Here is a 25,974-nt window from a genome sequence, read left to right as displayed (position 1 = left end):
TTTTTTAGCCCAGTTTGCCTGACCAAAAGCCAAAAATAATCAGGGTCATTAGCAAGCACGCCAAGCCAATGCGCCATTTTAACGATATAAGCAGTCGGCGAGAAGAGGAGTCATCACGCAGTAGGAAGCCTGCTCCCATGGCTAAGCTGATGACCATCGCTACAAAGACAGCGGAAATGAGTAGTTGTAACCACATGATGAAAACCTCCCGGCAATGGCGTTTTTATAGTTGGTGCCTATTCTGGAGTTTGCTGGTGGCATTGGGCACCTTTTTAGGACTATGGCAGTGGGAGCGGGCAGATGACAAGCGGGTTGCCATCGCCGTTCGTGATTCGGCCCCTTCACTGGCACAGCCAACCGTTTCTCCTGATCAGGGTGCGCAGGTGACCCTGCAGGGTGAATATTTGGCAGAGCACACCCTCTATTTGGATAATCGCGTTGTGAATGGACAATTGGGCGTGGCGGTATTAACGCCACTGCGCGATAACCATGGCCAGCTCTGGTTGGTGCAGCGCGGTTTTTTAGCGACAGGCCCTCATCGTGAGCCACCCCAAGCAGTCACGCCAATCGGTAAAGTTGAGTTAACCGGTGAATGGCAGGAAGCCCAGTCCGGCGGGCCACTTTATGGAGATAATAGGGAAGGCGCTAGGCTTCAGCAATTAAGTCTCGAGCCTTGGAGCTCTTCATTGGAGCCATTTAGCTACGCGGGTTGGTTACACGCCAGCGAAGGTGACGGAGTTTTGATTCCTTGGTGGGAGGCCAATGTAATGCCCCCTAGCCGGCATGTAGGCTATGCCTTTCAGTGGTGGGGGTTAGCATTAGCTGCATCAGTAGTGATGTATATCGGGGGGTTGCGATTGCGCCGTGATACCTTTTCTTAAAAGACGCTACTTAACAAAAAAAGCGGGGTTTATAAAATGCAGGATGCCAAGCACATTCGACGCCAGCGGCTCAAATTAATACTTATTTTTGTCGTGTTTGTAGCCCCCATGGTCGCAGCATGGGGCATGGTAGAGCTAAGAATAGGTATTCCTGATCATCATACGGCCCATGGAGAGGTCGATTTAGAGTTACCCCTGCTTGAAGAGTGGCCATTAACAACCTTTGTTGTTAATGATCAAGGCCTGGCAGTTAATGACCAAGACGAGTGGACACTCGCATTTGACTGCAGTCAAAATTGTGATGAGCGTAAAGATGAATTATGGCGACTCCATCGTGCTTTAGGTCGAGAAGCGCCTAGACTAATTCGTTTGCGTATCGGCGGTGATCCTCAGCCTCTACCCGGGGAGATTGCCAGTGAATGGCAACAATTGCCCTCATGGCGGGAGGAGAACTCAGTGTGGTTACTTGACCCCCAAGGACGTCCCGCGTTGGCATTTGACGCCAGTGTTGCCACTAAGTATGTGCTCGACGATATTCAGCACCTATTTAAAGTGAATCCACAATAAAGCGCGCTGTCGTTAAGGAAGTACTATGCAAGAGACAAGTGAGCGCCGCTTGCGGTGGTTGATAGGTCTAGCGCTAGTAGGCACCGTGTTGACTGCAGTGGTGATGTTGGTAGGAGCATGGACACGCTTAGTAGATGCTGGATTAGGCTGTCCTGATTGGCCTGGATGTTACGGAAAGCTATTAGTTCCTGACAGCGAGTTGGCCACTATACGTCACCCTGACGTTCCGCTTGAACCTTACAAGGCATGGGTAGAAATGATTCATCGTTACATCGCCAGCTTGCTCGGGCTGGTGGTGCTAAGTGTTGTTGCATTGGGATGGTCATTGCGTCATCGCCCTAATTATCCGTGGCAGCTAAGTTTGATGCTGCTCGTCGTTATTTTGCTTCAGGGCGTTTTTGGCGCCTTAACCGTTACGCTCAAGTTATGGCCTCAAGTCGTTACCCTTCATCTACTGGGCGGTATGAGTGTCTTGCTGCTGTTCTTTTGGTTGCTCCTTCGCTTACGCTTCATTGCGAAGCCAAAGCCAGTAAGTGAGCCTCAACGCGTCAATGCGCTGTGGCTCTTAGCGGCATTTCTGCTGGTTATGCAACTGGCTCTAGGTGGCTGGGTGTCTAGCAACTATGCCGGTATCGCTTGCCAAGGGTTTCCTACTTGCAATGGACAGTGGTTGCCAGCGATGGACATCAGCGAAGGCTTCCATATTACCCAGACCGTTGGACCCAACTACCTGCATGGGCAGTTGCATGCCGATGCACGTACCGCTATTCAAGTGGTTCATCGCTTGGGGGCACTGCTGCTTGGTATTGGGTTAATAGCCCTCTGGTGGCGTTATCGGCATTGGACGAATGTTATAAAGCCGCTGGCAATCGTCGTAGGATTGTATGTACTACAGGCCGCGTTGGGCGTGGCTAATGTGATCATGTGGTTACCGTTGTGGTTAGCGCTATTGCATACAGCTGGCGCCATTGCATTGGCCGTTGGTTTTGTATGGTCATGGTGGCGTTGGCGCTGTCAAGAAGCTGGCATTTACTCAACGACCACGCATTCGCGTTACAAAAACATTATCGCTCAATAAAAGGGAAGCACTTCATGCGAAATACAACAATAACGCTACCCTCTGCATTACCGACGATGGTATGGGGCTGGAAAGAGCTAATAGCTTTGTGCAAAATTAAAGTAGTGGCGGTTATGTTGGTGTGTGCCACCGTTGGGATGGCGTTAGCGACCCCAGGTTTACCCCCGCTTACGAGTATGGTTTTTGGTCTTATCGGTATTGGTTTGACTGCATGTGGAGCGGCTGCTTTTAATCATGTCATCGACCGCCACTTGGATGCGATCATGACGCGAACTTCCCGTCGCCCAGTAGCCAGTAAGCGGCTGCCCGTGGCGGTGGCATTGGTTTGGGCTGGCCTGTTATCCATTGCGGGTGTTGCACTCTTGGTGTGGCAAGTCAATCACTTAACGGCGGCGCTTACATTTGCCTCCCTGATCGGCTACGCGTTAATTTATACCTCTTTTCTAAAGCGAGCCACACCGCAAAATATTGTTATTGGTGGGGTGGCTGGTGCTGCACCTCCCTTGCTGGGTTGGGTTGCTATCAGCGGGCAAATAAGTCCAGAGCCGCTTCTTCTGATGCTAATTATTTTTGCTTGGACTCCGCCACATTTCTGGGCTCTGGCCATTCACAAGTGTGATGACTATGCTCGTGCGGGTATTCCTATGTTGCCTGTTACGCATGGCATCCGTTTCACACGGCTACAAATTTGGCTGTATGGATGGTTGACCGTATTAACTACTTTAATGCCCGTAATGATAGGAATGAGTGGCGCCCTCTATTTATGTATAGTGTTATGCCTGAACATGCGCTTTATGTTTTGGAATTGGCGTGTCTGGCGTGGGCAGGATGCTGATGCACCTATCGGCGCATTTTGGTTCTCAATTCGTTATCTGCTGGGTGTCTTTGGAGCGCTATTACTAGATCATTACTCTTCTGCGCTGGCTTAGCTCCCCATTGAGTAACATACATACGTAGATGGAGTTGGCCGTTTGGTGGTATAAGGGTGTACAATTTTCGTAAAGTAATTCATACGTTTAATTAGGTTAATTAGGAGATTCATGAGCTCAACTGGCGCGCTTATCTTATTGGCGGTGGCGATTGCCGTTATTGTAGGACTAGGTTTTTATGCTTGGTCTTTGCGCCAAGAGGTAAATCGTCGAGAGGCGTATCGGCGCGATGAAGATGCTCGTGCGCAGCAAAACAGTTTAGAAAATCTTGATTATGTGGCCGGGGCGCTGGTTCAAGAGCAGGTTGATATTACAGAGGGTGCTTGGCGTTGTAAGGTTCTCTTGGAAATCATAGATCCTAGCCTGACGGAAAGGGCTGAGTTTCAGGCGTTTGCAGAGCACTACAGCCGCACTCGGCACTTGAAAACACATTCGGCTCGCAAGCAGTTGACAGCTCGAGAACGGATGCAGGAAGACAAAGAGCGTTTAATGGTTGAGAATGAAATGCGTGCAGCAGTACTTAAAGCAGCCAAAGCAGTATTAAAATGGCGTTCAAAAGGCTCAAGCGCACTGCATTAAGTTAGAGTTTTGAGCGGCTTCAAGCCGCCAAAAAGCATAGCAAACTATTTTCTAGTGCTGATCGTGGCAATTTTGCTATGCTGAGAGATGCCGATATTGGCAAGAAGTTGATATCTCGGCATTGTTGCCTTCTTGCGCTTATGCGTTAATGATAGGCACACCGTTTTACATTGGCTGTATGCATGGTTCTCAGTATAGACTACTTGGAACTGCATTCGGCGATGTAAAACAGGCGAAAAATGGATGCTCTCGCAATAAGAAGCATTGGATAGATTTGGTCGCTTATGACCATTTCAGCATTGGATCAAGAAGGAGTCTTGCATGAAAAAATCAACGACTGGCTTGCTAATCGGTTCCGCCCTGGTAGTCGGCCTCTCCGGCTGCGCTAGCTCAGCCTCACAGTCTTCCAGCCAACAACAAAGTAGTGCCAGCAGCGATGGAAGCTGGTACCAACACCCTGTTGTATGTGGTTTAGCAGGCAGTTTAATCGGTGGCAGCATTGGTTATGCCACCAGCAGCAGTTCTGACGAAGAGAGTGGTGCTTACACTGGCGCAGCGGCTGGTGCAGCCATCGGCGGCTTGTTGTGTGCCGATCGTACTCCTGAGCCGGTTGCTCCGCAGTGCCCGAGCTACGGCGAAGTACCTGCAGGTGTTGCTGTTGATGCCGAAGGTTGCCCGCTGGATTCTGATGGTGACGGCGTTCCAGATTACCGTGATCAGTGCCCAGGCACACCGGCTGGTGTTGAAGTAAATGCCAACGGTTGTCCATTAGATTCTGATAACGACGGTGTTCCGGATTACCGTGACCAGTGCCCGAACACGCCTGCTGGTGTAGAAGTTAACGCCCTGGGTTGCCCGGATAGCGTTGTTCTACAAGATGTTAACTTCGAATTTGACTCTGCCCAGTTAACCTCTAATGCACGTAATGTCCTAAACGGTGTTGCTGAGCGTCTGGTAAGCAATCCTGACGTACGTGTTAGCATCGAAGGCCACACTGATTCACGTGGTTCTAACGAGTACAACAAAAACTTGTCACAAGAGCGTGCACAATCTGTCGCAAGTTACCTGGCGAGCCGTGGCGTAGAAGCTAACCGTATGCGTGCAGTAGGCTACGGTGAAGAGCAGCCGGTCGCGTCTAACGAAACTGCAGAAGGCCGCTTCCAGAACCGCCGCGTTGAATTGGATGAGTGGAACTAAGTTCGCTTATCTCTCTTGGTCAGCCGTTAACGTTTTACGCGCAAACACCAAGTAAAGAAACGGGAGGCTCAGGCCTCCCGTTTTTATTTGAAGCAGCGGTTAAGTCTGGTAGGCTTGCCGCTGTTTTATTAGCTAACGTACGAATCCCTCAAGACCATTGATAGCGAAATGTGATCCTTGGTATGGCTCACCACTGCGCTCAAGGAATATAAATGCCTATTGTGACACTGCCCGACGGCAGTCAAAGAACGTTTGAAGCACCGTTGACCGTTATGCAGCTTGCAGAATCCATTGGCCCTGGTTTGGCTAAGGCCTGTGTTGCTGGGAAAATCGATGGTGTGTTGGTGGATGCCGCTGACCTGATTGAACAAGATGCGGAAGTGGCTATCATCACCGCACGTGACCCTGAAGGCCTGGAGATTATCCGTCACTCCTGCGCCCACCTCGTCGGTCACGCGGTTAAGCAGATGTACCCCGAGGCCAAAATGGCCATCGGCCCGGTTATCGAAGATGGTTTCTACTACGATATTGAGTTTGGTCAATCGGTTACACCCGAAGACCTGGAAGCCATTGAAGTGCGTATGCAGTCATTAATAGAGCGCGAGTACGATGTGGTGCGCGAGTATGTTGATCGCGACAAGGCAATGCTAACCTTTTTGCATCGTGATGAACCTTATAAGCAGGAGATTGTGCGCGATATCCCCGATGACGCGACAATCCGGCTTTATCATCATGAAGAGTATGTCGACATGTGCCGCGGGCCGCACGTGCCGAATACTCGCCATTTAAAAGCCTTCAAACTTACCAAGCTGGCAGGCGCCTATTGGCGTGGTGATGCGGCTAACACCATGCTAACGCGTATCTATGGCACTGCATGGGGCGATAAAAAACAGCTTAAAGCTTACGTAAAGCGTCTTGAAGAAGCAGAGAAGCGCGATCATCGTAAGCTGGCACGTCGACTGGATCTCTTTCACATGCAGGAAGAGGCGCCGGGAATGATATTCTGGCACCCAAATGGCTGGGCGCTATGGCAGCAGATCGAACAATATATGCGGGGCGTCTACAAAGAAGGCGGGTATCAGGAAATACGCTGTCCCCAGATTATGGACGTATCGCTTTGGAAGAAATCAGGGCACTGGGATAACTACGCGGACGGTATGTTCTTTACTGAGTCTGAAAAGCGTGAGTATGCCCTTAAGCCGATGAACTGCCCAGGGCACGTTCAGGTGTTTAATTCCGGCTTGCGCAGCTACCGTGAACTGCCTGTTCGTTTTGGTGAGTTTGGTGGTTGCCACCGTAATGAGCCATCAGGTGCTTTGCACGGCATCATGCGTGTGCGGGCATTTACCCAGGATGATGGCCATGTTTTTTGTACAGAAGCTCAAGTTGAGCCTGAAGTAACTGACTTTCATCGCCAGGCGCTGAAGGTGTATAGCGATTTTGGCTTTGACGATATTGCCATTAAAATTGCTCTTCGCCCAGAAAAGCGCATTGGCAGTGATGAGGTTTGGGATCGTGCGGAAGATGCGTTGCGCAGTGCATTAAAAAGCTGTGGCGTTGAATGGCAGGAACTTCCAGGCGAAGGTGCGTTCTATGGCCCCAAAATCGAGTACCACATGAAAGATTGCCTGGGTCGCGAATGGCAGGTTGGTACTATGCAGGTCGATTTTATGATGCCAGAGCGCCTTGGAGCCCAATATGTCACCGAAGAGGGGCAGCGTAAGTCGCCGGTGATGCTGCATCGTGCTATTGTTGGCTCCATGGAGCGCTTCATTGGCATCTTGATTGAACATTATGCGGGCGCTATGCCATTATGGCTCGCGCCACAGCAGGCGGTTGTCATGACAATCACCGATTCACAGCGTGAATATGCGATTGATTTGGAGAAACGCCTGCAAAAAAGTGGCTTACGTGTTAAAGCGGACTTGAGGAACGAGAAAATCGGCTTTAAAATCCGTGAACATACGTTACAAAAAGTTCCTTATCTTCTTGTGGTGGGAGATAAGGAAGTCGAAGCTGACTCAGTGGCCGTGCGAACACGCAGCGGCGAAAACCTTGGTACAATGACGGTCGATGAATTTATTGAACGCCATAGTGCCGAGAGAGCAGCCCTGGCGACATCGTCAATTGCCTAAGGAGACGGAACGATCAAGAGAAGCAACCAGCGCGGGCGTCCAGCAGATAAACGCCCACCAATGAACGAGCGAATTGTCGAAGAAGAAGTGCGTCTTATTGGTAGCGACGGTGAGCAATTGGGTGTTGTACCCACCACCGAAGCCCTAGAGCGTGCTGAATCTGAAAGCTTAGATCTCGTGCAAATTTCGAATGCCGATCCCATCGTTTGTAAGATTATGGATTACGGCAAATTCGTTTTTGAGTCGAAGAAGCAGAAAGCGGCTCAAAAAAAGAAGCAGAAGCAAATCCAGGTTAAGGAAGTTAAATTCCGTCCTGGCACTGACGAAGGCGATTATCAGGTCAAGCTTAAAAACCTGACACGCTTTTTGGAAGGTGGTGACAAGGGCAAAGTCACACTGCGCTTCCGTGGTCGTGAAATGGCGCACCAGGACATCGGTCGTAAACTGATGGAAAGGATCGCGGCAGACCTGGAAGAGATCGGAGCGGTAGAGTCTTTCCCAAAAATGGAAGGACGCCAGATGATCATGATTATTGCCCCGAAGAAGAAGTGATCCAACGGCGATGTCAACGGGCCACCGTTAATATGGTGGCAGGCCCTGGGTTTTCTAAAAAATATCGAGCGGAGTTCTCCTCATGCCGAAAATCAAAAGCAACAGCGGCGCTGCCAAGCGCTTTAAAAAGACGGCTAATGGCTTTAAGCACAAGCAGTCTTTCCGTAGCCACATCTTGACCAAGAAGTCGACCAAGCGTAAGCGTCAATTGCGTGGAATGAAGCAGATCCACGCGTCCGACAAAGCGCTTATCCAGCGTATGCTGCCGAATCTGTAAGTCGGGATTTCGTTTTTCTGAGCGCTCAATTTTTTTGCCTCAGCCTTAAAGTCAGGAGTGTGTTATGACTCGAGTTAAACGTGGCGTAGTAGCGCGTCGTCGCCATAAAAAAGTATTAAAGCTTGCCAAAGGTTACTACGGTGCCCGTTCGCGTGTTTTCCGCGTTGCCAAGCAAGCCGTTATCAAAGCAGGGCAGTACGCCTACCGTGACCGTCGCAACCGCAAGCGCCAGTTCCGCGCGCTGTGGATCCAGCGTATCAACGCCGGTGCGCGCGTCAACGGTATGTCTTACAGCCGTTTTGTTGGCGGCCTTAAGAAAGCCGGTATCGAAATCGACCGTAAAGTATTGGCCGATTTGGCAGTACACGAGAAGGCTGCATTCGCCGCCATCGTGGAAAAAGCCAAGGCTGCCCAATAAGGTAGTAGGCACGGGGCGTTTGCCCGTGTTACGTGCCTGAGGTCATTTCAGAGTGACCCATCCAGGGGAAGAGCAGCCGCTCTTCCCCTGTTTTTTTGTCACCTTCAACGTGCCACGCCATCTTTACCGATGGGCACCGCTTAATTCGGAGTGAAACGGATGGATCACCTTCCTACTCTGGTCTCTGAGGCGCGCGACGCCATTCAGGCTGCGCAGAGTGTCGCCGCACTAGACGAGTTACGAGTACGCTACTTAGGTAAAAAAGGTGAGGTAACTGCCTTACTGAAAGGCCTGGGTAAGCTGTCAGCCGAAGAGCGCCCGGCGGCAGGCGAGCGTATTAACCAAGCCAAGCAAACGCTGGCGGACGAAATTGATGCTAAGCGCGAGCAACTTGAAAGCGCTGCGCTGAATGCCCGCTTGGCCGCTGAAAGTATCGATGTCACCTTGCCGGGGCGTGGCCAGGCCAGTGGTGGGTTGCATCCTGTGACGCGTACTCTCGAACGTATAGAGGGCCTGTTTACACGTATTGGTTATGACGTGGCGGTAGGGCCTGAAATTGAAGACGACTATCACAATTTTGAAGCCCTCAATATTCCCGCACACCATCCTGCGCGTGGCATGGCCGATACCTTCTATTTTGACGCCACACGTTTGCTGCGTACTCACACCTCGCCGGTGCAAGTGCGCACCATGAAAAGCAGCGAGCCGCCCATTCGTATCGTTTGTCCAGGGCGCGTCTATCGAAGCGACTCCGATTTGACCCACACGCCGATGTTCCATCAAGTGGAGGGTTTGTTGGTGGATGAAGGGGTTAGTTTTGCTGACCTTAAAGGGACAATCGAAGATTTTTTTCAGGCATTTTTTGAGCGCGACGATCTTTCGGTGCGTTTCCGTCCCTCCTACTTTCCGTTCACTGAACCCTCCGCCGAAGTGGATATTCAGTGTGTGATGTGTAGTGGGGCAGGCTGCCGTGTCTGTTCCCATAGCGGCTGGTTGGAAGTGATGGGTTGCGGCATGGTGCACCCTGAGGTGTTCCGTCACTCGGGCATTGATACCGAGCGCTATACTGGATTTGCCTTCGGAATGGGGGCTGAGCGTTTGGCAATGCTGCGCTACGGCGTGAATGATTTACGCCTGTTCTTTGAAAACGATCTGCGCTTTTTACGTCAATTCGCTTAAGACCGGCGCCGAATACAGGATCAACCATGAAATTTTCAGAACAGTGGCTGCGTGAGTGGGTATCCCCGCAGCTTGAAACCCAGGCAATGGCCGATCAAATCACCATGGCGGGCTTGGAAGTCGACGCTGTTGAAGCGGTCGCTGCGCCCTTCAGCGGCGTGGTGGTGGCTGAGGTGCTGAGTAAAGAGAAGCACCCAGACGCAGATAAGCTCAATGTGTGCAGCGTGGATGACGGCAGTGGCGAGCCTGTGCAGGTTGTCTGCGGGGCGCCCAATGTGGCCGTTGGCCAGAAAGTTCCCTTTGCCCAGGTAGGCGGCGTGCTGCCGGGGGACTTCAAGATCAAAAAAGCCAAACTGCGGGGCGTTGAATCGCAGGGGATGATCTGTTCTGCCTCCGAGTTGGGGCTTGAAGAGGAGGCGTCGCCGGGCATTCTGGTGCTGTCGGCTTCAGCGCCAGTGGGTGTCGATTTCCGAGAGTTCATGCACCTTAATGACATGACCATTGAGGTCGATCTGACGCCTAATCGTGGCGATTGCTTAAGTATTAAAGGGATGGCGCGTGAAGTCGGCGTACTTAACCGCTTGCCGGTTAGTGGGCCGGCAATAGCACCGGTGGCGGCTGAGGTTGACGATAGCTTTGCGGTTAGCATTGAGGCGCCAGAGCAGTGCCCCCGCTATCTCGGTCGCATTATCAAAGGCGTTAACGTTAAGGCTGAAACGCCACTGTGGATGGTCGAGCGGTTGCGCCGTAGTGGCGTGCGCTCTATTGACCCCGTGGTGGATATTACCAACTACGTCATGCTGGAATTAGGCCAGCCGATGCACGCCTTTGATCGTGATAACCTGCAAGGCGGCATGGTTGTGCGCATGGCTAAGCCAGGCGAGAAGCTAACGCTGCTTGATGGTAGTGAAGTGGCGCTGCGTCCTGAGACGCTGGTGATTGCCGATCAGTCCGGCCCGCTAGCCATGGCAGGGGTGATGGGGGGTGAAAACTCCGGTGTTAATCAAGTTACCCAGACTATTTTCCTGGAATCAGCCTTCTTCACACCACTTGCCATTGCGGGGCAAGCGCGCTCCTACGGGCTGCATACCGATGCATCACATCGCTTTGAGCGTGGTGTTGATCCGCAGCTGACGCCAGTCGCCGTCGAGCGTGCCACGCAGCTTTTGATTGAGATCTGCGGCGGTCAGGCTGGGCCTGTTGTTGAGGCTCAAAGTGCTGAGCATATGCCTGCAGATCGCGCGATACTGTTACGCAGTGCGCGTTTGGAAAGGGCGCTCTCCAAGGCCCTGGATAGTGATGATGTGACCGATATTTTGCAACGACTAGGGCTTGATGTCAGCGTAGAGGATGCCGGTTGGGCGGTTATCGCGCCAAGCTGGCGTTTTGACCTGGCTATCGAAGAAGACCTCATCGAAGAAGTCGCGCGTATCCACGGCTACAATAATTTGCCGGTGCGTCGCCCTGCGGCACGCTTGGCGCTGCGCTCTGCAGATGAGGCAACGCTTACCCAGGCCCTGGTACGCCGTCAAATGGTGGCTCGTGGCTTTCAAGAGGCTATAACCTACAGTTTTGTGGCTCCTGAGCTGCAGGCTGCGATGTTGCCAGAGGCGGTGAGCCCGGTACTGGCAAATCCTATATCGTCCGATTTGTCGGTAATGCGGGCAAGCCTGCTGCCTGGTTTGGTTCGTACCATGGAGCATAATCTCAATCGTCAGCAAACGCGCGTGCGGATATTTGAAACCGGGCTAGTATTTAACGGTGAGTTGGATGCGTTGTCGCAAGTACCGATGCTCGGCGCTTTGGTATGTGGCTTCCGTGAGGCCGAGGGCTGGAGTGATGCGAAAGATCGGGTAGATTTCTATGACCTAAAAGGCGATTTAGAAAGCCTTCTGGCCTTGGGCGGTAACGCCGATGCATGGCGCTTTGAGCCTGCTGAGCACCCGGCGCTGCATCCTGGCCAGAGTGCCCAACTACTGCACTGCGGAGAGCCCGCTGGCTGGATTGGCACCCTGCACCCGCAGGTGCGCGCAACGCTTGGCTTAAAAATGGATGCAGTGCTGTTTGAAGTGCGCCTGGATGTGCTCAGTCAAGGTCGGATTCCTGCTTTTGAACCGCTATCACGTTTTCCTGAGGTGCGCCGTGATCTGGCGTTTATACTCAAAGAAGCGACACCTGTGCAGGCGCTACTGGATTGTGCCAAGCAACAAGCGGGCGAATATCTGCAGAATATCAAGCTTTTCGATGTCTATGCCGGTAAAGGTGTTCCTGAAGGGTGCAAGAGCATTGCATTGGGCTTGACCTGGCAGCATCCATCGCGCACGCTAAACGATGAGGAAATCAACCAGTTGGTCGATTCAATTGTGACACAAGTGCGTGTCAAGCTGGATACGGAGCTGCGCGGCTAAGTAAGTAGCTAGAAATTAGTGCCTGGGCCACGCCACGATGCTTATCACGTTCTTGGCAATGCGGTTGCTACTGTGTATTTGGATGCAGAGCGTTTGTTGCTTTTTTTGCTGCAAGGATAAGGAGAACCCTTATGGGTGCGTTGACCAAAGCAGAACTGGCTGAGCATTTGCATGCTGAGCTAGCCCTGTCCAAGCGAGAAGCGAAGGCCATGGTCGAAGCTTTTTTTGAAGAGATTCGAGCCTGTCTGCGTGAAAACGAGCAGGTAAAGCTTTCGGGTTTTGGTAACTTTGATTTGCGTGATAAGCGCGAACGACCAGGCCGTAATCCCAAAACCGGTGAAGAAATACCTATTTCTGCTCGTCGAGTCGTAACGTTTCGTCCAGGCCAAAAGCTCAAACAGCAGGTCGAGCACTACGTAGGTGGTGATATGTAGGTGGTGAGTAGTTTTTTGGTCTTAGGGGCACAATTGATGTCAAGGTGATGGGTTGCGCAAGACCCTTGCCTGTTAAGGGGAGTGCCTTCGGGCGCTCCTTTTTTATTTGTGGTCGTCGTTGTGGAGGGTGTTGTGATGTGAGCGCCTCTGTAATGATGAGATTTGGTGCCTCTCAAATGCCTCCGCCCTCAATCAGCCAAGTAATCACCACTTTTATGACGTAACCCAGCATGCCAGCGCCGAGCACCACAAACAGCATGATGGTGCCAAACTTGCCAGCGTTCGACTTTTTGGCCAAATCCCAAATAATAAAACACATAAATACGATGAGTCCGCCAATCATCAATGGGGTGATCCAAGCTTCGAAAGTTTGCTGCATAGCCACTCCTATCCAATATGTCTTGACCACCCGCCATGAGCGATGTGTTTCATTTTAATCAGTCATGTTAATATTTGAGCAAATTCATCGGGTATTTGTCGACTTGACGGTTGGCACTGTGACACTTTGACAGGGGAGTGACGATGCCGAAGCTGAGTATTTTGGTGGGTACGATGTACGGTGGCGCGCTAGATGCCGCTGAGCAAGTGAAGCCACTGTTTGAGCAGGCCGGGTATACTGTAGCAGTCATTGAACAGCCTTCCGTTGCCGATATCACTGACAGCAACGCTGATTTAGCGCTTTTTTGTGTGTCCACAACGGGTAGCGGGGACTATCCCGGCAACTTCGTGCCCTTCGTGCGTAATTTGCATGACCAAAGCCCCTCGCTTACGTCGCTGCGCTACGGTCTCATCGCGCTGGGCGATAGTTCATACGGCGACACGTTTTGTGGTGCAGGTAGGGCATTAGATGCGTTACTGGCAGACCATGGTGCTACCCGCTTGGGTGAGCGCCTGGAAATTGATGCGATGGAAACCTTTATGGCTGATGACGCGGCAATTCCTTGGGTGGAAGAGTGGATCATTGCTCAGCAGCTAGAGGTGGCTTAAGCGATGCAGGGTGCTCCTTCCTCGCCTGAACGTATTAGCGTCGCGCTAGGTTTGTGTATGGTTATGTTGGCCGCACTGCCTCGCTATATGGCAGGCGGACATGAAACTCGCCAAACGTTAATTATCTTTGCGTTAGTGCTGGTTGCAGTGGCGGCTGCGGTTCAGTGGCGTTTGTTGTCAGCGCAGGCGCGACAAAGACTACCCAGACTATTAAAGCGGTTAGCAGCTATGCTGTTGTTAGGAATGGCTGTCATGGGCGTCTGGCATGCGCTGTTTACAGACTGGATAAGCTGGCAGGTATTCATTTCTCATGGCGCAACCCTAGGCGTATTACTCCACGCCCTCAGTCTGTGGTGGACAGGGGGGCGTTAAACTCGCTAGCGACACAGTGATTGAAAAAGTCGCTGCAAGACGGACAAAGCAGTAGAATGATATAAACTACGCAGCATAGGGCTAATAGTGAAGCCAAACATGCCATATAGCGGTTAATTGCTCGCATATTCCCTTGTTTTTAAAATCGCTGCCCCCATGTTGCGAGCATGGCGCTTGCCACTATGCGTTGGGGTTCTTAAAATTGCCCCCTTAAACTTATTATTAGCAATCAACACAACGCCCAGCCGTTAGAGGACAATTCATGCAAGTTTCTGTCGAGACGACCTCCCAGATCGAACGCCGTATTACTATTCAGGTGCCGGCTGCCGAAATTGACGAGGCCGTTAGTGCTCGCTTGAAAGATACCGCGAAGAATGTTCGCTTGAATGGTTTTCGCCAAGGCCGGGTGCCAATGGCTGTTGTTCAGCAGCGCTATGGCCAAGACGTTCGTAACGAGGTAGTTAGCGAAGTTATGCGTGAGCGTTATGTGCGCGCAATTACCGAAGAGGGCTTAAACCCCGCTGGTTTTCCACAAATTGAGCCGTCAGTCAATGAATCGGGTAAAGACCTTGAATTCGTTGCCGTGATGGAGGTCTACCCACAGGTAGAGTTAACCTCAATTGAAGGAACTGATATTGAACGCCCTGTCGTATCCGTAAGTGATGCGGATGTTGATGAGATGATCGATACGCTGCGTAAGCAAAACGCAGAGTGGGAAGAAGTTGATGTCGCTGCTGCCGACGGCGATCAGGTTACTATCGATTTTCAGGGTTACATCGGTGATGAGCCGTTTGAAGGCGGTAGTGCAGAAGGGCACACACTGGTCATTGGCTCTAACAGCTTTATCCCCGGTTTTGAAGAGCAGCTAATTGGCGCTAAAGCGGGCGAAGAGAAGACGCTCAACGTCACTTTCCCGGCGGATTATCAGGCTGAGCATTTGGCTGGTAAAGAAGCTACCTTCAAAGTCACGGTTCACAAAGTCAGTAGCCAGAAACTGCCAGAAGTCGATGACGAATTTATTGAGCGTTTTGGCGTTGAAGGCGGTGATCAAGAAAAATTCCGCGCTGAAATTAAGAAAAACATGACCCGTGAAGCTTCGCAGGCCGTGGATAATCGCGTCAAGCAGCAGGTGTTGGATGCGCTTAAAAAGGTTAATGAGATTCCAGTGCCAAGCTCACTTGTGCAGCAAGAAACAGACGGTATGAAGCGTCAAGCAGCACAGCAGTTCGGTTTGGGCGAAGATTTTGATGTCAGCCAACTGCCTAATGAACTATTTGAAGAGCAGGCCAAAGGCCGTGTTCAGGTTGGGCTTTTGTTGGCTGAAGTAATCAAAGCCAACGAGCTTGACGCTGATGATGACGCTATTAAGGCAAAAGTGACCGAATTGGCAGAGCAGTACCAGGACCCTGAAGAAGTCGTTAGCTATTACATGGGTAACGAGCAGCTGAAAACCCAGGTGAAGTCTGCCATTCTCGAAGAGAAAGCGGTCGCTAAGCTGCTTGAGCAAACGAACATTAAAGACGTTGAAATGTCTTACCAGCAAGCCCTTGCCGTGGCGCAAAAGCAAGCCGAGCAAGATGAGGGTGCTGAAGAAGGCGAGCAAGCCAGCGCCTAACACCCTGGAACGTGGCGCACCCTTTGTCGGTGCGCCTTTCCCTTCCCGGACGCAAGGAATCACCTGAATGAGTGAGTTTGATATTCAAAACGCCGGCGGTTTAGTGCCCATGGTGGTTGAGCAAAGCGCCAAAGGGGAAAGAGCCTACGACATCTACTCACGCCTGTTAAAAGAGCGCGTGATCTTTTTGGTAGGCCCTGTAGAAGATTACATGGCTAATCTAGTAGTTGCTCAATTACTGTTCCTCGAGTCGGAAAACCCGGACAAAGACATTCACCTGTATATCAACTCGCCAGGTGGGTCGGTGACTGCGGGCATGTCGATTTACGACACGATGCAGTTCGTTAAGCCTGATGTGTCCACCGTATGTATTGGCCAAGCGGCCAGCATGGGCGCGTTGCTATTAACAGCGGGTGCGGCAGGAAAACGTTACTGCCTACCCAATTCACGTGTGATGATTCACCAGCCGCTAGGTGGTTACCAAGGGCAAGCATCTGATATTGAAATCCACACCCGTGAAATTTTAGGTATTCGCGAGAAGTTGAATCAAATTCTTGCTCATCACACAGGTCAAGATCTTGAAACTGTCTCGCGTGATACCGACCGAGATAATTTCATGAGCGCCAATAAAGCCAAAGAGTATGGTTTGATTGACGCAGTGCTGGATAAGCGGCCTACATCCTGATAGCGTGATGGTATTCTGCTTTTCTAACGAGCTTTTCCGGCGGCGTAAAGCCGCCGCAGTGATAGAGGTATTCGAATGGCCGACGGCAAAGGCAAAGACGAAGGTGGCAAACTGCTTTACTGCTCGTTTTGTGGCAAAAACCAAAACGAAGTACGTAAATTAATTGCGGGTCCGTCCGTCTATATCTGCGATGAGTGTGTCGACTTATGTAATGACATCATTCGCGAGGAAGTTCTCGAAGCCGATGCCGAGAGCGACGAGGAGCGTTTACCTACGCCCCGCGAAATACGTTATACACTGGACGACTACGTCATTGGGCAGGATCGCGCCAAAATGGTGCTTTCAGTAGCGGTCTATAACCACTATAAGCGTCTAAAAACAGATGTTCGTGATGGCGATGTAGAGCTAGGTAAATCAAACATTCTGCTGATTGGTCCCACCGGTAGCGGTAAAACGCTGCTAGCGGAAACCATGGCACGGCTACTGAATGTACCTTTCACCATTGCAGATGCAACCACGCTGACGGAAGCCGGCTATGTCGGTGAAGATGTTGAAAACATCATCCAGAAACTGTTGCAGAAGTGCGATTACGACGTTGAAAAGGCCGAGCGCGGTATTGTCTACATCGATGAAATCGACAAGATTTCACGTAAATCGGATAACCCTTCAATTACTCGCGACGTGTCGGGTGAGGGCGTTCAGCAAGCATTGCTGAAGCTGATTGAAGGCACGACGGCTTCTGTGCCGCCCCAGGGCGGACGCAAACACCCGCAGCAGGAGTTTGTCCAAGTTAATACGGGCAATATTCTGTTTATCGTCGGCGGTGCGTTTGCGGGGCTGGATAAAGTTATCCGCGATCGCGCTGAAAAGGGTGGCATCGGTTTTAATGCGGCGGTGAAAAGCAAGGAGTCCTCCCGTGGGGTGGGTGAGCTGCTGGCCGACGTAGAGCCTGATGATCTGGTTAAGTTTGGCCTGATTCCAGAGTTTGTGGGTCGTTTGCCGATCATAGCGACGCTAATGGAGCTTACTGAAGATGCGCTGGTGCAGATTCTAACCGAGCCCAAAAACTCGCTGGTTAAGCAGTATGCTAAGCTGTTTGAGATGGAAGATGTAGCGCTAGAGTTTAGAGATGAAGCGTTACGTGCGGTGGCAGAGAAAGCCATGGAGCGAAAAACAGGGGCACGCGGTCTGCGCTCTATTTTAGAGTCGGTGCTGTTGGATACCATGTACGAAATTCCTTCCTTGGAGGGTGTTAGTAAAGTGGTTATCGACGGCTCAGTGATTGCCGGAGAGAGCGAACCTCTGCTGATCTATTCTCAGCAGGAAGAGGCACGTGTTGACGGCACTGATGGTTAGTGATTAGTCGAGCAGCGCGGCCCAGCTTCATCCGCTTGCACTAAACCAAGGGGTCGCCTAGGCGGCCCTTTGCTTTTATATAGGACTGTTCTTATAGCAGACTGTTAAAGACGGTTGTTGCTGAGCATTGCTCAAGAGTGTCACTGCGTAGCCAATTCAATGCGAACGTATTTATATCCAGCGTATTGACGACTGCGTAGTACTTTTCCAAGTACTCCTTTTAAGTACTCATCCGATTTGCCGAGGAACGTCTGCGATGCAGCAGAACGCCGAACAGACACAATGTCTACCCCTGTTACCATTGCGCGATGTGGTTGTTTATCCGCAAATGGTCATTCCCCTTTTTGTAGGTCGTGAAAAGTCTATCCAGGCACTCGAAGCGGCGATGGAGGCTGATAAACGTGTGCTACTGGTGGCTCAGCGTGAAGCGTCTCAAGATGAGCCTGACAACGCGGATCTTTATGCAATGGGCACCGTGGCCGATATCATGCAACTGCTTAAGTTGCCCGATGGTACGGTCAAAGTCCTCATTGAGGGCAATTTCCGAGCGGATGTTTTGAATGTCGAAGAGAATTCCGCAGGCTACACTCAGGCCCATTTAACGCCGCGTGAGAGTGAGCCGCTGACCAGTCGTGAACAAGAAGCGCTGGTGCGTGTGCTAGTCAACCAGTTCGAGCAGTACGTTAAGCTCTCCAAAAAAGTCCCTAACGAAGTGCTTAACTCGCTGTCGGGGATTGAAGATCCAAGCCGTTTGGTGGACACCATTTGTGCCCATCTGTCGCTTAAAATTGGTGACAAACAAGAGCTGCTTGAAATGGATCGCGTTCGCGATCGTATTGAGCATCTGATGGCGTTGATTGAGTCTGAAATTGACCTGCTTCAAGTAGAGAAGCGCATCCGTTCGCGAGTCAAGGAGCAGATGGAGAAGACCCAGCGCGAGTACTATCTCAACGAGCAAATGAAAGCTATCCAGAAAGAGATGGGTGAGCTGGATAACGTGCCCAATGAGGCTGAGAAGTACGAGCTGGCGATCAAAGAGTCTGGTATGCCGAAGGAGGCGTCTGAGAAAGCGACTCAAGAGCTGAATAAGCTCAAAATGATGGCCTCAAACTCTGCCGAAGCTACGGTGGTGCGCTCTTATCTGGATTGGTTAGTCGCCGTGCCGTGGAAAAAGCGTACGCGGGTTAAGCATGATTTGGTCAAGGCGCAGCAAGTATTGGACGAGGACCACTACGGGCTGGAAGAGGTTAAAGCGCGAATTCTTGAATATCTCGCCGTGCAGCAGCGTGTACGCAAGATGAAAGGGCCCGTGCTGTGTTTGGTTGGCCCGCCCGGGGTAGGTAAAACTTCGCTAGGGCAGTCAATTGCCCGAGCCACTAACCGCAAATATGTGCGTCTGGCACTGGGTGGCGTCCGTGATGAATCTGAGATTCGCGGCCATCGGCGTACCTATATCGGCTCGTTGCCGGGTAAATTAATGCAGCGCATGAGTCGCGCAGGCGTTAAAAACCCGCTATTTCTGCTGGATGAGGTCGATAAGTTAGGCATGGATCACCGTGGTGATCCCGCCTCTGCATTGCTCGAGGTGCTGGATCCTGAGCAGAACAATAGCTTTAGCGATCACTATCTTGAGCTTGATTACGATCTCTCCGAGACGCTATTCATCTGCACTGCCAATTCGATGAATATCCCCAGTGCCTTGCTGGATCGCATGGAGATTATTCGTCTGCCGGGTTACACCGAAGATGAAAAGCTGGCGATCGCTAAGCGCTACTTATTACCCAAGCAACTAGCCGCGAACGGTTTGAAAGGCGATGAGTTAACGCTGGAAGATAGCGCGCTTTTAGAGCTTATTCGCTATTACACCCGTGAAGCGGGCGTGCGTGAGTTGGAGCGTCAGATTGCCAAGGTGTCGCGCAAGGTATTGCGTGAGCAAATTGAAAAAGAGCGTGACCCGCAAGCCATCCAAGCGGGGCAGAGCTTAACGGCCGAGCAAATTGAACACTATGCGGGCGTTCGCCGCTACAGCTACGGCTTGGCGGAGCAGGACGACCAGATTGGCCGCGTCACAGGGCTTGCCTGGACATCGGTAGGTGGTGAGTTGCTCAACATTGAGTCTGTGGTGACGCCGGGTAAGGGTCGAATTAACAAGACCGGATCGCTGGGCGATGTGATGAAAGAATCGGTGAGTGCTGCCCAAACAGTGGTGCGTGCCAGGGCTGAAGCTTATGGCATTGACCCCGAGCGGTTCGAAAAAGAGGATCTGCATATTCACGTGCCGGAAGGGGCAACACCGAAAGATGGCCCCAGTGCGGGCATTGCCATGGTGACGGCGATCGTTTCCGCTTACACCCAGCGTGCGGTACGCTGTGATGTGGCAATGACCGGTGAAGTCAATCTGCGCGGAGAAGTATTGCCAATCGGTGGGTTGAAGGAGAAATTGCTGGCAGCCCGCCGCGGTGGTATAAAGACAGTGCTAATTCCTGAAGAAAACCGTCGTGATCTCAAGGAAGTACCTGACAATATCAAAGGAGCATTGGATATTCGTCCGGTACGCTGGATAGATGATGTCTTAGCCGTAGCGCTAGCTGATAAGGTAGAGGACGGTGCGCCATTGAAAAGTGCCGAAGCATCGTTTAGTAAAACCGTTGTTGCTAGTACCCATTAAGCTGTTAAAGTCCTTGTTGGTCTTTAATTTTACTTAATATTTTCCCGCCGCTCGTGTGGTGGGTATCTCGCAGCATGGTTGCTTGACAGATGTTTCAAAGCATTGCTATAAAACCTAGCTATGCTTTGATCGTCGAATCCATCGGTGACCATGCCGTTCAGAGCCATTTTTTGAAACAGTCAAGGGGTGAAGAGTGAATAAGTCCGAGCTGATTGAAGCCATTGCCGCGTCTGCAGATATTCCCAAAGCAGCGGCAACCCGCGCATTGGATGCCATGGTTGAGTCTGTCACCGATAGCCTTAAGAAAGGCGACAGCGTATCTTTGGTAGGTTTTGGTACCTTCGCGATCAAAGAGCGTGCTGCTCGTACTGGCCGCAACCCACAAACGGGTGAGCCAATCCAGATCAGCGCAGCCAAAGTACCCAGCTTCAAAGCAGGTAAAGCGCTGAAAGACGCCGTCAACTAATTTGACCGCGTTTGCTGTAACCTAATGGGCGCATCGCATTGGCGATGCGCCCATGTTATTTTCTGACCCACTATTTATGACGGGTTAGCGGGCCGATCTGTTTGGCTGTGACTATCTGAGGCTAGCATGCTGCAAAGTATTCGAGATGGCTCCAGGAGCTGGGGTGCCAAAATTATTATCGGTGTTATGGTCGCGGCCATGGCACTTTTCGGGATTGAGTCACTGTTTGGACTTTTTGGCGATGATCCAAATGAAGTCGCGAGCGTCAACGGTCAGCCGATTATGCGTCAGCAAGTCGAGCTTGAAGTTCAGCGCGCGTTACGTTCAGGTCAAGTGCCTCCAGAGCAAGAGCGCGCCCTGCGCAGCGATATGCTTGATCAGCTCATCACACAGCAGTTGCTGTCCCAGTATGCTGAGGATGGCGGCTTTAGCGTTTCTGATGAGCAGTTAGATCAGATGATTGTCAGTTTGCCTGAGTTTCACGATCAGGACGGACGTTTTTCGGCTGAGGTGTTTCGTAATCGCTTAGCAGGTGCTGGCTATACACCACTATCATTTCGTGAAGAGTTGCGTGTTGATATTCAGCGCCAGCATCTACAGCAAGGCCTCGCTTTCAGCGATTTCACTCTCCCCAATGAGCAAGAGCGACTAGCTGAGCTGCAGCGGCAGCAGCGCAGCTTTCGCTATGTCATCCTTGATGGTAATGATGTGGAATCCGACATCGATGTTAGCGAAGACGATCTACAAACGTACTATGATGCCCATCGGGAACGCTATGAGCGCCCTGAACAGGTGCGCCTTGAGTATGTTTTGCTTGACCGTCAAGCCATGGCTGAAGGGCGTGATGTTGACGAGCAGACATTACGAGAAGCGTGGCGTGAGCAAAACCGTGCAGCGGATCGTCGTGTTTCACATATCATGGTCACTTTTGGCGATGAGCGCTCACGTGAGGAAGCTCAGGAAGTAGCAGACACCGCACGGGAAGCGTTAGATAGCGGTGAGTCGTTTGAGGAGACCGCACTACGCTATTCAGATGACACTGCCAGTGCGGAAGAGGGTGGTGATCTTGGTGTAATTAGCCGTGGTTTCTTTGGTGACACCTTTGATGAAGCTGCTTTTGGATTGGAAGAGGGCGAGATTTCTCAACCGGTCGAATTGGATGGTGCTTTTCACATTATCCAGGTGACGGATATTCAAGGCCCGACTTTTGAGGAGCAGCGTGATCAGTTGGCGCGCGAAGTAGCGCTACGCGACGTTGATGATGAGTTTAATCAGCAGGTACAACTGCTCATTGATGAGAGCTTTGCTGCAGATGATTTGCAGAGCGTTGCCGATCAAGTTGGGTTAACACTTAACGAGAGTGATTGGCTTGCCCGGAATGACGAAGCAGAGGGCGTGTTATCAGAGCCTGGTGTAATGTCGGCAGCGTTTAGTAATGATGTGCTAGAGGAAGGTTACAACAGCGAAGTCATTGAACTGGATCAGGACCGCCGGTTGGTGCTGCGGGTCGCAGAACAGCGCGATGCGACGTTGTTACCCCTTGATGAGGTGCGTGAGCAGGTCGAAATTTCAGTGGCTGCTGAGCAGCAGCAACAAGTGCTGCGTGAAGAAGCGCAGGCACTGATCAAAGAGCTTCAGGCCGATGAAACGGTTGATCTAAATTGGTTAGAAGCGAACGACATTAGTCGCCAAGCGGATTCTACCGTGCCTCAACTGATCGTGCAGGAAGCCTTCCGTATGTCGCGTCCTGAAGAGGGCGAAAGCGTTTATAGGGCCGTTGAACTACCGCAAGGCGTAGCCCTAGTTGCTCTAGATAGTGTCAGCGACGGTGAGGTCAACGAGGAAATGGAAACCTTTGTTTCTCAAATGGCCGAGCAGTTGCGGGCCCAATCGGTACTCCAGGGGCTGATTGACGACCTGCGCAGTGATGCAGACATTGAGCGATAAGATCGCTCAAGCTTGAGTTAAAATCAGCAGGACCTAAAAAAGCCGATCTCACGATCGGCTTTTTTATTCTAGAAAAATATGCTTAAGCATCAGGTAAAGCAGTTAATGAAAACTGCCGTAACCTGGGCATCGTGTGATCAGAGCGTTCAATGACGATATCCCAGCCGTGCTGGGCGTCCCAATCGCCTAATACATAGCGTTTGGCTGGTACGTCTTCTACCGTTAGGTCATGTACGTGCGGCCGATGGGTGTGACCATGAATCATGGTGGAAACGCCGTAACGCTCCATCAGTGTGACGACCTCTTGTTGGGTCACATCCATAATCGCCTCTGCTTTGTTCGCATTGGCCTCGCCCGACTGCATGCGCAGGCTTTGTGCTAGCGCCACCCGTTGTTCTAACGGTAAGGCAAGCATTTGTGCCTGCCACTCTGGGTTGCGCGACTGCTGGCGAAAAGTCATATAGGCCTCATCTTGGGTACACATGCTGTCGCCGTGCAGCACCACTAAAGGCACACCCTGAATTTCTACTGCTTGAATATCAGGTAGCAGCGCTGCCTGACAGGCGGCCACAAAGCGTTCGCCGAGCAGAAAATCGCGGTTGCCATGCATTAGATAGACCGCTGTACCCTCGCTACTCAGCGTGCGTAACCGGTGAATGATCTCTTGGGCCACGACGCTTAGCGGGTGGTTATTGGCGTCGAGCAGGTCATCGCCAATCCAGGCATCAAACAAGTCGCCCAGAATATACAAAGCATCGGCCCCTGAGGCTGTGTGCTCTAGATAACGGTAAAATCCCTGGTTAATCTCAGGGGTATCGCTACTTAGATGCAGGTCGGCAACAAGCAGTGTGCGCATAAGGCTCCCAGGGTTATTCCGCGTCCTTGACGTAAGCGCGCTCAATAATCACATCTTCAGTAGGCACATCGGCGTGCATGCCCCGGCGCGTTGTGGCGACGTTTTTGATCTCGTTTACCACGTCCATTCCATCAACGACTTCACCAAATACTGCATAGCCCCAGCCTTGCAGGCTTTTACCGCTGTGATCAAGAAAGCTATTGTTGCCCACATTGATAAAAAACTGGGCCGTCGCCGAGTGTGGGTCCTGGGTGCGCGCCATTGCCAATGTGCCAATGGTATTTTTCAAGCCATTGTCCGCTTCGTTGTCGATGGAGGCTCGGGTCGGTTTTTGGTTAAACTCTTTATCGAAACCGCCGCCTTGTACCATGAAACCGTCGATGACCCGGTGAAACAGGGTGCCGTCATAAAATCCGTCGCGAACGTACTGCTCAAAATTCGCTGCGCTAATCGGCGCTTTTTCGTGGTTAAGGGCGATGGTGATGTCACCATGGTTCGTCTGTAATACGATCATAGATAAATTCCTGTTCAATAAAGGCGTTCGCCTTGGCGCTGTGCATCGGCGTCACGCTATAATAGCGGTTTTGCCCTGCACCGCGAAGGGCCATAGGCGTATCCTATGTTTTCACGGCATGTTTTCAGCATGCCCTCACGGCTCAGTACGCCATCCACCACGAGGTTATCAAACACCGCCATGACCAACGAGACCACCCCAGCGCCGAACTTCATTCGCAACCAAGTACGCGACGAAATCGAGGGCGGCCAGGTCACTAAAATCGTGACGCGCTTCCCCCCCGAGCCCAACGGCTTTCTGCATATCGGCCATGCGAAGTCGATCTGTCTCAATTTCGGGTTGGCGGAGCAACTGGGTGGCGAGTGTCATCTGCGTTTTGACGACACCAACCCCGCCAAAGAAGACCAGGCCTACATCGATGCGATCAAAGAAGACGTCAGTTGGCTAGGCTTTGAATGGGCTGGCCCCGTTCGCTTTGCCTCTGATTACTTTGGCCAGCTTTACGCCTGGGCACAGCACTTAATGCACGAAGGCAAGGCTTACGTTGATGACCTTTCACCGGATGAAATACGAGAGTATCGCGGTACTTTAACCGCACCGGGTAAGCCTAGTCCTTACCGCGAGCGCAGTGCCGACGAGAACCTGGACTTGCTAGAGCGCATGCGCGATGGCGAGTTTGGCGAAAGCGAAAAGGTGGTGCGGGCTAAAATCGATATGGCATCACCTAATATTAATCTGCGTGATCCGATTATTTATCGTATTCGCCACGCCAGCCACCATCAAACGGGCGATAAGTGGAAAATTTACCCCTCTTACGACTTTACCCACGGACAGTCGGATGCCATTGAAGGCATTACCCATTCGATCTGCACGTTGGAGTTTGAGGATCACCGTCCGCTTTACGAGTGGTTCTTAAATAATTTGCCGGTACCGGCGAAGCCGCGCCAGATCGAATTCGCCCGGTTGAATCTCGATTACACGCTGACTTCCAAGCGCAAACTAAAGCTACTGGTCGACGAAAAAATCGTCGATGGTTGGGATGATCCACGTATGCCGACCATTTCCGGTATGCGTCGCCGTGGTTACACGCCAGCCTCTATACGTAAATTCTGCGAAATGATTGGGGTTACCCGCGCCGACGGTGGCTTAGTCGATATTGCCATGCTGACCCATGCGATTCGCTCGGATCTTGAAGACAATGCCCCGCGCGCTATGTGTGTGCTAAATCCGTTAAAAGTCGTCCTCACTAACGTGCCGGAGGATCACCAAGAAGTATACGACGTGCCGGGCCACCCCGCCCGTGAGGATATGACAGTACGCAAGGTGCCGTTCGCCCGTGAGTTGTATATTGATCAAGACGACTTCATGGAAGACGCGCCTAAAAAGTTCTTCCGGCTTGCACCGGGTAAAGAAGTACGCCTGCGTAACAGCTACGTGATTCGCTGCGATGAGGTGATCAAAGACGCTGCCGGTGAAATCAACGAACTGCACTGTTCGGTGGATTTCGATACGCTGGGCAAAAACCCCGAAGGGCGCAAGGTCAAAGGCGTTATTCATTGGGTCAGTGCCGCTCACGGCGTACCGATGGAAGTGCGTCTGTATGACAACCTGTTCACCGTTGAGCAGCCCGATCGCGACAAAGATGTCGATTTTCTAGAGCACCTGAACCCGAAATCTCTGGTCATATGCCAAGCAATTGGCGAGCCAAGCCTTGCCGAAGCCACCCCCGAGTCACGCTTCCAGTTTGAGCGCGTCGGCTACTTCTGCGCTGACCGCCACGATTCCACGCCCGAACATTTGGTTTTTAACCGTACCGTGGGATTGAAAGACAGCTGGGCCAAAATCAAGCAGAAGGGCTAAGAAAAACATGGATA

26 protein-coding genes are annotated in these 25,974 nt (G+C 51.7%); 22 read left to right on the top strand and 4 right to left on the bottom strand.

All coding sequences use genetic code 11. The annotated features are described in order from the left end of the window. Nucleotides 1–4 precede the first annotated feature (4 nt). Nucleotides 5–196, bottom strand: a complete 192-nt coding sequence (locus QT230_RS16685) for a DUF2909 domain-containing protein (RefSeq protein ID WP_308323207.1) — start codon at nt 194–196, stop codon at nt 5–7. Here QT230_RS16685 and QT230_RS16680 point away from each other — a divergent pair. The 13 genes from QT230_RS16680 (at nt 195) to QT230_RS16620 (ending at nt 12,634) form a co-directional block, all read left to right on the top strand. After that, nucleotides 195–881 carry an SURF1 family protein gene (locus tag QT230_RS16680; protein WP_308323205.1) on the top strand — a complete coding sequence of 229 codons (687 nt, stop codon included), beginning with the start codon at nt 195–197 and terminating at the stop codon, nt 879–881. The genes QT230_RS16685 and QT230_RS16680 overlap by 2 nt on opposite strands. A 36-nt stretch (nt 882–917) precedes the next feature. After that, nucleotides 918–1,448, top strand: a complete 531-nt coding sequence (locus tag QT230_RS16675; protein ID WP_308323204.1) for a hypothetical protein — start codon at nt 918–920, stop codon at nt 1,446–1,448. A gap of 25 nt (nt 1,449–1,473) precedes the next feature. Next, entirely contained in the window at nt 1,474–2,526 is a 1,053-nt protein-coding gene (locus QT230_RS16670; protein WP_308323203.1) for a COX15/CtaA family protein, read from the top strand. A gap of 14 nt (nt 2,527–2,540) precedes the next feature. Beyond that, on the top strand, nt 2,541–3,455 hold the full coding sequence (gene cyoE / locus QT230_RS16665; RefSeq protein ID WP_308323202.1) for a heme o synthase: 915 nt from the start codon (nt 2,541–2,543) through the stop codon (nt 3,453–3,455). A gap of 111 nt (nt 3,456–3,566) precedes the next feature. Beyond that, nucleotides 3,567–4,034, top strand: a complete 468-nt coding sequence (locus QT230_RS16660; RefSeq protein ID WP_308323200.1) for a DUF2489 domain-containing protein — start codon at nt 3,567–3,569, stop codon at nt 4,032–4,034. Between the two features lie 321 nt (nt 4,035–4,355). Then, nucleotides 4,356–5,231 (top strand): OmpA family protein, encoded by an 876-nt coding sequence (locus QT230_RS16655; RefSeq protein WP_308323199.1) that lies wholly within the window; start codon nt 4,356–4,358, stop codon nt 5,229–5,231. A 212-nt stretch (nt 5,232–5,443) separates the two neighbouring features. Continuing rightward, complete coding sequence (gene thrS, locus QT230_RS16650) at nt 5,444–7,366, top strand: threonine--tRNA ligase (RefSeq protein WP_308323198.1); 1,923 nt, start codon at nt 5,444–5,446, stop codon at nt 7,364–7,366. Nucleotides 7,367–7,426: 60 nt separating this feature from the next. Then, nucleotides 7,427–7,918 carry a translation initiation factor IF-3 gene (infC, locus tag QT230_RS16645; RefSeq protein ID WP_308323196.1) on the top strand — a complete coding sequence of 164 codons (492 nt, stop codon included), beginning with the start codon at nt 7,427–7,429 and terminating at the stop codon, nt 7,916–7,918. 82 nt (nt 7,919–8,000) lie between these two features. Beyond that, nucleotides 8,001–8,195 carry a 50S ribosomal protein L35 gene (gene rpmI / locus QT230_RS16640; protein WP_009724291.1) on the top strand — a complete coding sequence of 65 codons (195 nt, stop codon included), beginning with the start codon at nt 8,001–8,003 and terminating at the stop codon, nt 8,193–8,195. A 64-nt stretch (nt 8,196–8,259) separates the two neighbouring features. Next, complete coding sequence (rplT, locus tag QT230_RS16635; protein ID WP_007114344.1) at nt 8,260–8,613, top strand: 50S ribosomal protein L20; 354 nt, start codon at nt 8,260–8,262, stop codon at nt 8,611–8,613. A gap of 159 nt (nt 8,614–8,772) precedes the next feature. After that, complete coding sequence (gene pheS, locus QT230_RS16630) at nt 8,773–9,792, top strand: phenylalanine--tRNA ligase subunit alpha (protein ID WP_308323179.1); 1,020 nt, start codon at nt 8,773–8,775, stop codon at nt 9,790–9,792. Between the two features lie 26 nt (nt 9,793–9,818). Further along, entirely contained in the window at nt 9,819–12,200 is a 2,382-nt protein-coding gene (pheT, locus tag QT230_RS16625) for a phenylalanine--tRNA ligase subunit beta (RefSeq protein ID WP_308323178.1), read from the top strand. A 131-nt stretch (nt 12,201–12,331) separates the two neighbouring features. Continuing rightward, the gene (locus QT230_RS16620; protein WP_308323177.1) at nt 12,332–12,634 is read left to right on the top strand and encodes an integration host factor subunit alpha; all 303 of its coding nucleotides are present in this window, start codon (nt 12,332–12,334) and stop codon (nt 12,632–12,634) included. 172 nt (nt 12,635–12,806) lie between these two features. Here QT230_RS16620 and QT230_RS16615 read toward each other — a convergent pair whose 3' ends face one another. Then, complete coding sequence (locus QT230_RS16615) at nt 12,807–13,013, bottom strand: DUF2788 domain-containing protein (RefSeq protein ID WP_308323176.1); 207 nt, start codon at nt 13,011–13,013, stop codon at nt 12,807–12,809. A gap of 143 nt (nt 13,014–13,156) precedes the next feature. On the opposite strand from QT230_RS16615, the gene QT230_RS16610 reads away from it, so the two are divergent. The 8 genes from QT230_RS16610 to QT230_RS16575 all read left to right on the top strand — a co-directional run bounded on the left by QT230_RS16610 (nt 13,157) and on the right by QT230_RS16575 (nt 22,730). Next, nucleotides 13,157–13,621, top strand: coding sequence for a flavodoxin domain-containing protein (locus QT230_RS16610; RefSeq protein ID WP_308323175.1), 465 nt, complete (start codon nt 13,157–13,159; stop codon nt 13,619–13,621). A gap of 3 nt (nt 13,622–13,624) precedes the next feature. Further along, entirely contained in the window at nt 13,625–13,993 is a 369-nt protein-coding gene (locus QT230_RS16605; protein WP_308323174.1) for a hypothetical protein, read from the top strand. A gap of 262 nt (nt 13,994–14,255) precedes the next feature. Continuing rightward, on the top strand, nt 14,256–15,608 hold the full coding sequence (gene tig / locus QT230_RS16600; protein WP_308323173.1) for a trigger factor: 1,353 nt from the start codon (nt 14,256–14,258) through the stop codon (nt 15,606–15,608). A 67-nt stretch (nt 15,609–15,675) separates the two neighbouring features. Then, nucleotides 15,676–16,293, top strand: a complete 618-nt coding sequence (gene clpP, locus QT230_RS16595; protein WP_308323172.1) for an ATP-dependent Clp endopeptidase proteolytic subunit ClpP — start codon at nt 15,676–15,678, stop codon at nt 16,291–16,293. A 75-nt stretch (nt 16,294–16,368) separates the two neighbouring features. Beyond that, the gene (clpX, locus tag QT230_RS16590; RefSeq protein WP_308323170.1) at nt 16,369–17,649 is read left to right on the top strand and encodes an ATP-dependent Clp protease ATP-binding subunit ClpX; all 1,281 of its coding nucleotides are present in this window, start codon (nt 16,369–16,371) and stop codon (nt 17,647–17,649) included. A 256-nt stretch (nt 17,650–17,905) separates the two neighbouring features. Next, nucleotides 17,906–20,317: an endopeptidase La gene (lon, locus tag QT230_RS16585; protein ID WP_308323169.1), complete on the top strand. Its 2,412-nt coding sequence runs from the start codon at nt 17,906–17,908 to the stop codon at nt 20,315–20,317. Nucleotides 20,318–20,510: 193 nt separating this feature from the next. Continuing rightward, nucleotides 20,511–20,783, top strand: coding sequence for a nucleoid-associated protein HU-beta (gene hupB, locus QT230_RS16580; protein WP_308323168.1), 273 nt, complete (start codon nt 20,511–20,513; stop codon nt 20,781–20,783). 126 nt (nt 20,784–20,909) lie between these two features. Then, entirely contained in the window at nt 20,910–22,730 is a 1,821-nt protein-coding gene (locus tag QT230_RS16575; protein ID WP_308323167.1) for a SurA N-terminal domain-containing protein, read from the top strand. A gap of 82 nt (nt 22,731–22,812) precedes the next feature. Here QT230_RS16575 and QT230_RS16570 read toward each other — a convergent pair whose 3' ends face one another. Continuing rightward, complete coding sequence (locus QT230_RS16570; RefSeq protein WP_308323166.1) at nt 22,813–23,586, bottom strand: UDP-2,3-diacylglucosamine diphosphatase; 774 nt, start codon at nt 23,584–23,586, stop codon at nt 22,813–22,815. 13 nt (nt 23,587–23,599) lie between these two features. After that, nucleotides 23,600–24,100 (bottom strand): peptidylprolyl isomerase, encoded by a 501-nt coding sequence (locus tag QT230_RS16565; protein ID WP_308323164.1) that lies wholly within the window; start codon nt 24,098–24,100, stop codon nt 23,600–23,602. A gap of 180 nt (nt 24,101–24,280) precedes the next feature. Here QT230_RS16565 and QT230_RS16560 point away from each other — a divergent pair, with 180 nt between their 5' ends. Then, on the top strand, nt 24,281–25,960 hold the full coding sequence (locus QT230_RS16560) for a glutamine--tRNA ligase/YqeY domain fusion protein (RefSeq protein ID WP_308323163.1): 1,680 nt from the start codon (nt 24,281–24,283) through the stop codon (nt 25,958–25,960). Nucleotides 25,961–25,974 lie beyond the last annotated feature (14 nt).

Origin of the sequence: Halomonas sp. SpR8, assembly GCF_031010195.1 — a bacterium.
Taxonomy (GTDB): domain Bacteria; phylum Pseudomonadota; class Gammaproteobacteria; order Pseudomonadales; family Halomonadaceae; genus Vreelandella.
This window is presented reverse-complemented; position numbering and strand designations above follow the sequence as displayed.